Genomic DNA, 9,310 nt, shown 5'->3' on the forward strand with positions numbered 1-9,310 from the left:
CTCCCCCCTTTATTTGTGTTAAAGACTATATCGGATAAATTACAAATAATTGAAGATAGAATAATAATTGGTCATTTTTATAATTCCAAAAAAAATAAAAAAACCCAGAATAATTTCTGGGCTTGATGACACTTACTTTTCTAGCTGATTAAAACTGACGGGCTTTTGCTTCACTTCTCAAGATACGGTTATGGAGGGTAATCTCCGTTTCACCATTTACTTGAGATTTTAAGCGTTTAATCCTTGACCAGTTGCGGTGGATTTTTTGAGATTTTGGGTCTAATTGTTCGAACCTACTCATTTGCCATCCTCCTCATCAATATAGATTTCATAAGTGAAACCTTTTTTAGTATGACCTTGCAATAAAATATTATTCAGTTTTCTATCACCATTAACCCCACACTTCTTGCAATGTACTTCTAAATAGCGCATCTAATTTTTGTGTAGGATCATCGACTTTAACATGAAGATTTTTACAGTATGTCTCAATATGCATTATTTCTTTATCTAAATACTCATTAATACTTTCAATTCGAGGCTCCATATTCAGTTCATCACCTGCCATCTTTCTCTGCAAAAGTTGCTGAATTTCCGTTTTTAAAGGGCCGTCAGAAATGATTTCATTTAACAATTCCTGAAAATCAATTGGTGGAACCGTATTGTTTTTCTCGATCCATTTACATGCTAAAATTGGTCTGAGGACATAGAAATATTTTTTTATTTTTACATCAGAGCCCTGTAAATACTCACAATAATTGTTTTTTGCCATATTTAAATAGTGATATAAGCTTGCATTTGGATAAAATACTTCTTTTTCTAATGATCGTACATTGTCAATAAATGAAAATTGTTGGTCATAAATAATATTGCTTCGTAGCCATTCTAAAAGAGGTGGATTACTTTTGCGAAATAGCCTTAATGCTTTTGTTATTTCCCAACCACTAATATCCAACAAATCATTGATTGGTACTTCAATAACATCCCTCTTTGCCCCAATCCCTTGAGGGTCTATTGAAAGATACCACTGAGGTTGATGAATATATATGAAACGAACATCATAATCACTATCTTTAGAAGGAAATCCCCAAGCACGACTACCCGATTCTACTGCATATAAAATTTTCACTTGATACTCATTTTCAATTTCTTTTAATTTACTAAGTATTATTTCCTTCATATAAAAACCACTTCCAAATGTAATTTTTAAAGCATTTGTCCTATATCAACTATACCTGTATTATCATATACTCTTAGTTGATTTCGACCGCTTTCCTTTGCAATATAAAGTGCTTGATCCGCCTTGTCAAGCAGCTCGTAAAATGTTGAAATATTTTCAGAATGACCGTATCCTGCGATGCCAATACTCACTGTCACATTGATTTCAAAATCATCCGCAATATAAGGATGATCTTCAACATGTTGCCGGACTCTTTCCGCAATTTCCACTGCACTCTCTAGCGTAGTATTTGGAGATAAAATGACAAACTCCTCTCCCCCATACCTTGTAACAATGTCGATTCTTCGCACAGAATTTGTAATGGTGTTTGCGACGTGCTTTAGTACTTCATCACCGATTAAATGTCCATATGTATCATTGACCTTTTTGAAAAAATCAATGTCAATCGCTATACACGAACAATGGTTTTGTTCTTCTAAACATTTCTGAAAAGCAAGCTCCCCCTGTTCAATCAAATAACGACGATTATACAGCTTCGTCAACTGACAGGTAATCGATAATTCTTTTAGCAAAATAGTATCTTTTCTCACCTTGTCGCTCATTTCATTGAAGGACGCACAAAGCTCCTGAAATTCTTGCGCATATGGCGTCAGCTGTTGATCATCTATTTGATATTCATAAAAACCTTGTTCTACCTTTCTAACACCTGTAAGAAGCTGCTGGATAGGTTCTTCAATTCTTTTCGAGAGATGTAACATCATTTTAATCATAAAAAATGACCCTACTACTAAACAAATGGTTATCCATAAAAATCTATTGATTAATGGTTTATAGGCCTCTAACAGACCAATTTCTGATATGATAAACCATTTCCCTCCATTTATAGGCTTACTCTTAGCAAGAATCCACTTATTATTCGCGTCTTTATAAAGCTCGAGACCGCTTGTTTTATTTTTTAAGGCTGCGTTTAGGATATGCTTATCAACTAAATAATTTCCTGAAGATCGTTGTTTTTTATTGTTAAATTCAGAGAGCATAGTACCTTCTTGATCTATAATATAAGCATGACCTAAAAAGCCCACTCTGGATTCTTGCAGCAGTTGATCGATGGTGTCTAAATTTACTGCGCCAAAAACTACACCATTGAATTGTTGCTGTGCATTAAGAATCGGTGAAGCAAATGCAATAATAGGCTGCTTTGTAACTTTACTTATTAAAATATCTGTTATGTATGGTTGTTTCGTTTTTTTAGCAATTTGAAAATACTTACGATCATTTACATCCACACTAACACCAGATGTATTATTTTCTGTAACTGTATCAAATTGCACGATGCCCTCTTTATTGACGAATATTAAGTCTGTAAAATCTGTTTTTTCTTTAAAATCTTGAAAAAAAGCTTGTGATTTTTTATAATTAAAGGCCTTTATAAAATCTAAGTTAGCTAATGTATGTATATCACTGGATCGCTCTGATAACCAGCTTTCAAAAAAATATGTTTGGGTATCCAAATAATATGTCATCTCTTCATTTTGATGTTGAATAGTTTGCCGATATTCAATATAAAGCGTTGGAATAAAAATACATAGACCAATAATAAAAGTAATCCAAACAAGTGCTCGATGAAGCTGACCTTTTATCGTGTTTGGATGTGGAATCATTTTTAAAACCCTCAAAGCATTTACCTCCAAATAATCCAAATATTTCCTTAAAATGGGCAATGAATAGTATTTTATTCATTAAAAATACCACAACCGGGTGATTGTGGCAGTGAGAAATTTAACTTCTTTCAGCAAATTGTACTGAAAGTGAAACGGCAGTTACAATTATTTTCTGTAGCGAAAGCAAAACGTCAGCTACAAATGTTTTATTTAACGTAAGTCATAAAATTTATTGCAATAAAATTTGGAGAATTGTAATAAATACTGCCGCGACAATGGGCACTATTTTCAAAGAGGTGTAGCCAACTGAAGATGTACATATTGACTCTAACGGATCCTTCGTTGGTGAGGCTAAATACTGAAGAAAACGTTGCCAGCGACTTTTCTTATATTTCATCAACTGCTGGGGAATCTCCACTTTATCATCATCTAAGCTGTCTTTTAACCATTGTTCCTTTTGAAATTCATCCTTAAGCATCGAAATCCTCCTTTAGCTCTTCCTTTAAAGTCCTTATCGCGTTATGTAGCCTCGATTTAACGGTACCAAGTGGAATGGACAAAATTTGTGCAATTTCCTCCTGTGGCAAATCATGATAGTAAACGAGCAAAATAACAGCTCGTTGCTTATCCGGTAAGCGAAGAATCGCTTCTTGAATCGTTAATTTCTCGTCAGCAGACATTCGATGGCTTGACGTCGGTACTAAAAACGGGAAGAGCGTGCGCCATTTTTTACGCCGATTTAATTTATTAATCATTAAGCGATAAGCAATTTGAAATAAAAACGCCTTAATCGTTCCCTTTTGCTGGTCAAAATCTGTTTTTATATATTGTAAACGCTCAAAGGTATCTTGCACAATATCAATGCTTAGCTGATCTTCCCGAGTATAGCGAAATAAAAAGCAGTACAATGGCTCATACAAACGATTATAGAGCTGTTCAAAGCCCTCTACTTCACCGTTTTTATAGGCCTCCATCCACTCCTCATTACTCATCATCTAGCTCATCCCCCCAATGAGCCTTAATGGATTTTAATGTCACGGAAATACGTAGTACCAAATAAATTACTATAATAATGATCCAAACTTGTGATTGATTTGTAAAGAATTGCACATAAGAATTTTCAATTGTTCTTCCACAAAAAAGTAATATGTTTAACGCCTGCACACAGAAAATTGTATAAACCGATAAAAAAAGTGTTAGCGAATCAAATACATTCCAACGCAAATAAATCGTTGTTTTTTTATAATTTATTTTTCCATGTTCACGAACAATATATTTTCTATCCATAGGAATCATAAGCGTTAATATTATTATCATCATTATTCCACTAACAACCAATGACCAAATAAATCCAATTGGCAAAGGAATCACCTACCTCATTCTAAATACTTTTTTGGCAATAACCGCTAACGCCAAGCTAATAACTGCTAAAATTATACAATATTGATATTGCGGAAGCCATGTTTCGTTAATTAAATTCAAGTACACTTGCAAGCTATCATTTAAATAAAGCATTGGATTCCAGCTTAGAAAAATATAATAATCATGTGGATTTTTCCCTGCAAGTGTTAAAAACACCGTTGTCATCGTTACTGAAAACATGAATAAAATCATAATTGGCGTTAACATGCTTTGAGCTACTTTCTCATTTTTAAATAGACCTGCCAATATAAAGCTCAATGGATATAATGCCAGTAAAACAAAATTACTAATCAAAATAATCATAAAAAAAGATGAAAATGAAATATCAATGATGAAGGAATAGCCAATGAGTAGTAACACTAAAAATATATTTAATAATGTAAAAACACCGATTCCCATCCCAATATAGTAAGTGTGTGGCTTAACGCCTGTTCGCTGTACCCATTGAAACGTTCTATGGGCCTTCATATCTGCCAAATATATTGTTGCGCTAGAAAATGCAAATGAGAAAATTAACATTAAAATTGAAATTGGTAAAAACTGACCTTTAATCATAAAATCTATCGCATCTCCAGTCACTATATTTTTACAAATCACTGAAGTAAACATAAATATAAAGGATGGTAATAAATTCCCAATAGTCATTCCTGGATTGCGAATACTTTCTAACATATACATTTTTGCAATTTGTTTAGTCATCCCGCTTTTCCTCCTAAAATTTGTCCTGTCACTTCATAGTAGATACCTTCGATTCCAGGTAATTTCGCGTCAGTGTATTTTCTATAGAGTTCATCCTGTGTGCTATTTTCAATAAGCTTCCCTTCTTTTAAGATCACTACATAATCAAATAAAGGTTCTAACCCTGCCACCTCATGACTAATAATAATAATCATTTTGTTACGTTGACGAATTTCATCTTGTAAGTAAAACATCAATTGTTTTTTCTTTGTTAAATCTAAATCAGCAAACGGCTCATCTAATATGATGATTGGTTTATTTAATAAAAAAGAAAGGAAGATGGATACTGCTTTACGTTGACCGCCTGATGCATTTTTCAACAAGATGTGGTCATAAGTTGGCAATCCTAATATTTCATATAGCTCTCCCAAATCATTTTTATTGTTCGTCAATGTAGTAAAAAGAGCCAACACTTCACGAATTTTAAGATGCTGATAACTCGAAAAAAATTGGTATTGTAACGCAACTTGCTCTTGTACATTTTTAGACGAATCATTGAATAGAATGGTACCACCATCAGGTTTTACATCTCCAGCTATACATTTTGATAAAGTAGATTTACCCGCTCCATTCTGACCTAATAATAAATAACAATAGCCCAATTTAAATGTGGCTGACACACCATCCAAAACGTTCACACCATTATATTTTTTCACAATATCCTTCACAATAAGTTCCAAAATAAACCCTCCCTTTTTATATGTTCACTGACTATACAAATGGGGATTGTAAAAGGTTCATTTTATTTTTTAAAAAAATGAAATAAAATTATATGTTTCTATATAATGATTTTTTATGTAAAATAAATAATTATTGGAAATTAAGTAAAAACAAAGGTATTCCACCCTAACACGATGAGTGGTTAGACGAAATTTTCTATTGTTTTTACTTCACGATTAATAGAATACTAATTAAGGGAGTTACTGAAGTGAGCGATTTTGAAGAACTTAAGTATTTTTTAGGGCCACATTTTGGTCCAGAGATAGACTGGGAGCTAATCGAATACGCTGTTATTGATCATCGACAATTAAGTAAAAAAGGGCGATCCAAATTCAAAGAAGAGCTCCTTTATATGAAGCAACTTTTAGAACAAAATCAATATGATAAATTACAACAGATTATTGAGAAGCATGATTTAGAAGATACAAAGCTTTACGATATAGAAAAAATACAAAGATTTATTGATGAGGTTCTACCTATTATTGAGAAATATGAGTATAAGAAAGGAATTCCTTATGTCCCTTTTAAAGCTTTAAATTATTTGTTTGATAAAATTATCAATCCTACTAAAACATTTTTATCTTTTGACTTTATTGCTATAGATATCAAAAGAGAAGGAGATACATTTATACATCATATTTTGCAAGATTTACAAAATGTAGAAAAAGCCTTTATAGAGCAAGATGAAGCAAAGATTCAAAAGTTACAACAACTTTCCAGAGAAAAAGGTGTTACTATTTTTGAATCACAATATCGAGATGAATTTATCCAAGTAGTAACGAACGAATTAAGTTAATAAACAAGTATGTCCTATAAAGAGAATTGACTACGAATAATAGCCACTGTATAGCTCGCTCAGCCCCCAGAATATATTTGATCCATAAAGTAAAATTTCAACTCATAGTGATTTTTCTACTGATAATATGTAAAGTTTATCGAGCTAATACGCTTTAGTAATTGTCAACTCCTAGCGTTAAATTTGGCGAGTTTTATTTCTTTCTCTTTTTAACAATCGGACACGACAAAAAGGCCTCTCACAAAGGAAAGGTCTTTTTGTTGTTTAAGATTTTATTATTTTCCAAAATTCAGTTCCATAGCTTTTATTATTAAATTCAACAGATGTTTGTGTTTTCACTAAATTCTCACCAACGTCTATTTTGTTGACCTGATTTTGTAATGGTGAGCCAAATGAAAATTCCAGTTGTAAATCAGTAAGGTTAAACAAAATTGAATGCACTGTTCCAAAGCTTTCTTTATAATTATGAACTGATAATCCACTTGGAAACTCTGTTAAAAGAAGTTCTTGGATTTCATCAATAGATCTTTTTCCACTTTCCTTAAATTTCTCCTCTAAAATATCATACCTTAATTGAGAATGCTCAAGCTTCCATGGCTCCATTTCTTGTATTGCGGAAAATAGGCCATGGTTAGTTGCAATAAGATAATCAAGTTCTGCACGTTTTACTTCTTTAATGCCGTCATATGTTCCAATCAAAGCCGCGTCACCATTTGCATCAGCCAAAAGTAAATTCATATTCGTTCCTACTGGCATATTGTTAACCATATAAATTGCTTCTTCGACATTTTTACAGTTTTCTAATAGGGCTCTAACAATAACCATAAACTGTAACCCAGGTACTACTGGTGGTCTCATACCAGGATATTTACCAATAGGCATACCACATGATGCATATGCAACACATAGCCCCTTCTCATTTAAGCCTTCACTTCGACCGAATGTTGAAACAGAAAATCCTGTATGAGTATATTTCCCTTCAACACGAGTAGTACATAAGCGCATATCCGAAATATCAGGTGATAAATCATAATTTCTTAAAACATATGTTTTACCATCTACCATCTTTCCAGGTAAAATAGCCCCTAAACTACATCCCCCAGGAATTAACCACGCATTTTGATAAAAATTTAGTTGTTCAGGCGCATAACCAAAACCTTCTGCAAAGCCTTCTAATTCTTTATTTAAACCTGGGCAATACTGCTCTATTTGTGCTTTCATTTCAAAATAAGCGTTGTCAGAAGTTAAATTTTCCGTAAAGAATAGCGATTTTGCAAAAGGGTTATTTTGAAATTCTCTCGCTTGTGATTGTCCAATCTCATATGAACTACCTTTAAGAAATGCAAACTGTCCTGTATTTGTTTTCATCGATATACCCCGTTCTATATTTTAGTAGCAAGACATTTCTTACCTTGCTAAATACAGAATAAAGTCTCCATCTACTGGAGAGTTTAGCTAGTTTCTTAGTTTCACAAATACTTTTGTCAAAAAATCATTTGGATGTAGCTCAATATTTGGTTTAATATTAATTGGATTAACTACTTCAGTTGGTATTAACCCCTTTATGTACTGCTCCATAAAAGTCCCTTCTGCTTGGAGGGATTGCTCAGTCAGCCATTCCTGCAAGCGACTATAGCCAAAATGTAACTCTGAATACGGTCCCTTTACATTTATACAAGCATACTCGCCTTCTGGTATTACTTTAATATACTCCCCTTGTTGAGTTGCTTTTACTGGTAACAGAAGTTCAACATCTGCTATATTTTGGTTCCTGTCCTGTTGGTGGAGAATTGCAACAAGCTCCCCATCTATCTCAAATTGATACGCATATATTCGTTCAAATAATTTTTGAACTAGCTTATCCATTTCAATAATATGTATCTTTTCACGGATGGAAAGCACCTGTGTTTTTGGTCGTTCTTCTATGTAACAACTTGATAATATTGGCTTTGGATTAAACGTCTCAGTGTTCCTTATAGAATTTTTCACTTGGACAATATTTTGAATTTGTTCAGCGATTACTTCTTGTTGATGCTCTAATTCCTGAACTTTTTCATTTAATCTCATCTCTAAATCTTGCTTATCATTTTTCCCTTTAATAATCTGTTCAATTTCGTTTAATGAAAAATGGCAATGTTTAAGTACCTGTATAGTCTTCAGCTCGTTTATTTTATCGTAATCATAATAACGATAACCTGTCACTTGGTCTATAAAGGATGGCTCAAGTAACCCAATATCACTATAATAACGAATAGTTTTTATAGGAACATTGCACAGATTCGAAAATTTCCCAATGCTATACATAATAAAACCTTCTTTTCAAATGTTGTTGAATTCGATTAACCGCATAGTTATTACTATATCGTACGATTGTAATGTGGTAAATGTTTCAAATTCAATGTCATTATCACAACATGACAAACGTCCTCCCTAGCCCAAAAAGAGTATGCTCTGATTTGAGCATACTCTTTTGGTTAAATATTATTTATGAGCATTTCTAATACTTTATATTACTGCAATGAATGTTTGCACTGTTAGTTCGAATGAGCATTATCTTTCTTCCGCGAGTATTCGCCCTGCTTCCGCGGGTATTCGCCTTGCTTCCGCGGGTATTCGACTTGCTTCCGCGAGTATTCATCTTGCTTCCGCGAGTATTCACCTTGCTTCGCGGGTATTCACCTTGCTTCCGCAGGTATTCGCTCTGCTTCCGCGGGTATTCGCCTTGCTTCCGCGGGTATTCGACTTGCTTCCGCGAGTATTCATCTTGCTTCCGCGAGTATTCACCTTGCTTCGCGG

The 9,310-nt window shown here is 33.5% G+C and carries 11 protein-coding genes; 1 reads left to right on the forward strand and 10 read right to left on the reverse strand.

Going from position 1 to position 9,310, the window contains the following annotated elements; translation table 11 throughout:
- Window positions 1-148 precede the first annotated feature (148 nt).
- From ABH966_RS17210 to ABH966_RS17245, 8 genes are all read right to left on the reverse strand, one after another.
- Window positions 149-301: a YpzG family protein gene (locus ABH966_RS17210; RefSeq protein ID WP_370080465.1), complete on the reverse strand. Its 153-nt coding sequence runs from the start codon at window positions 299-301 to the stop codon at window positions 149-151.
- Window positions 302-391: 90 nt separating this feature from the next.
- Window positions 392-1,177, reverse strand: coding sequence for a nucleotidyltransferase domain-containing protein (locus tag ABH966_RS17215; RefSeq protein ID WP_370080467.1), 786 nt, complete (start codon window positions 1,175-1,177; stop codon window positions 392-394).
- Between the two features lie 26 nt (window positions 1,178-1,203).
- Window positions 1,204-2,853: a sensor domain-containing diguanylate cyclase gene (locus ABH966_RS17220; protein ID WP_370080469.1), complete on the reverse strand. Its 1,650-nt coding sequence runs from the start codon at window positions 2,851-2,853 to the stop codon at window positions 1,204-1,206.
- 214 nt (window positions 2,854-3,067) lie between these two features.
- Window positions 3,068-3,316 (reverse strand): hypothetical protein, encoded by a 249-nt coding sequence (locus tag ABH966_RS17225; protein ID WP_370080471.1) that lies wholly within the window; start codon window positions 3,314-3,316, stop codon window positions 3,068-3,070.
- Window positions 3,309-3,812: an RNA polymerase sigma factor gene (locus tag ABH966_RS17230; protein WP_370080491.1), complete on the reverse strand. Its 504-nt coding sequence runs from the start codon at window positions 3,810-3,812 to the stop codon at window positions 3,309-3,311. The genes ABH966_RS17225 and ABH966_RS17230 overlap by 8 nt, the downstream gene beginning before the upstream one ends.
- Window positions 3,813-3,822: 10 nt before the next feature.
- Window positions 3,823-4,209 (reverse strand): group-specific protein, encoded by a 387-nt coding sequence (locus tag ABH966_RS17235; protein WP_370080473.1) that lies wholly within the window; start codon window positions 4,207-4,209, stop codon window positions 3,823-3,825.
- Entirely contained in the window at window positions 4,210-4,959 is a 750-nt protein-coding gene (locus ABH966_RS17240) for an ABC transporter permease (protein ID WP_370080475.1), read from the reverse strand. It abuts the gene before it with no gap.
- Window positions 4,956-5,678: an ATP-binding cassette domain-containing protein gene (locus tag ABH966_RS17245; protein WP_370080477.1), complete on the reverse strand. Its 723-nt coding sequence runs from the start codon at window positions 5,676-5,678 to the stop codon at window positions 4,956-4,958. Before ABH966_RS17245 ends, ABH966_RS17240 begins: the two co-directional genes overlap by 4 nt.
- Window positions 5,679-5,926: 248 nt before the next feature.
- Here ABH966_RS17245 and ABH966_RS17250 point away from each other — a divergent pair, with 248 nt between their 5' ends.
- Window positions 5,927-6,514, forward strand: a complete 588-nt coding sequence (locus tag ABH966_RS17250) for a hypothetical protein (protein ID WP_370080479.1) — start codon at window positions 5,927-5,929, stop codon at window positions 6,512-6,514.
- A gap of 264 nt (window positions 6,515-6,778) precedes the next feature.
- On the opposite strand, the gene ABH966_RS17255 is transcribed toward ABH966_RS17250, so the two are convergent.
- Both ABH966_RS17255 and ABH966_RS17260 read right to left on the reverse strand, forming a co-directional pair.
- Complete coding sequence (locus ABH966_RS17255; protein WP_370080481.1) at window positions 6,779-7,882, reverse strand: C45 family autoproteolytic acyltransferase/hydrolase; 1,104 nt, start codon at window positions 7,880-7,882, stop codon at window positions 6,779-6,781.
- An 87-nt stretch (window positions 7,883-7,969) separates the two neighbouring features.
- A complete protein-coding gene (locus tag ABH966_RS17260) occupies window positions 7,970-8,818 on the reverse strand; it encodes a MerR family transcriptional regulator (protein WP_370080483.1) in 849 nt (282 codons plus the stop codon).
- Window positions 8,819-9,310 lie beyond the last annotated feature (492 nt).

Source organism: Lysinibacillus sp. RC46 (assembly GCF_041262385.1).
Taxonomy (GTDB): Bacteria; Bacillota; Bacilli; order Bacillales_A; family Planococcaceae; genus Lysinibacillus.

Excerpts from the sequence above, each read along its gene's own strand:
- ABH966_RS17260 (WP_370080483.1), bottom strand. The coding sequence starts at position 8,818 with ATGTATAGCATTGGGAAATTTTCGAATCTGTGCAATGTTCCTATAAAA.
- ABH966_RS17230 (WP_370080491.1), bottom strand. The coding sequence starts at position 3,812 with ATGGAGGCCTATAAAAACGGTGAAGTAGAGGGCTTTGAACAGCTCTAT.
- ABH966_RS17215 (WP_370080467.1), bottom strand. The coding sequence starts at position 1,177 with ATGAAGGAAATAATACTTAGTAAATTAAAAGAAATTGAAAATGAGTAT.
- ABH966_RS17210 (WP_370080465.1), bottom strand. The coding sequence starts at position 301 with ATGAGTAGGTTCGAACAATTAGACCCAAAATCTCAAAAAATCCACCGC.
- ABH966_RS17255 (WP_370080481.1), bottom strand. The coding sequence starts at position 7,882 with ATGAAAACAAATACAGGACAGTTTGCATTTCTTAAAGGTAGTTCATAT.
- ABH966_RS17240 (WP_370080475.1), bottom strand. The coding sequence starts at position 4,959 with ATGACTAAACAAATTGCAAAAATGTATATGTTAGAAAGTATTCGCAAT.
- ABH966_RS17225 (WP_370080471.1), bottom strand. The coding sequence starts at position 3,316 with ATGCTTAAGGATGAATTTCAAAAGGAACAATGGTTAAAAGACAGCTTA.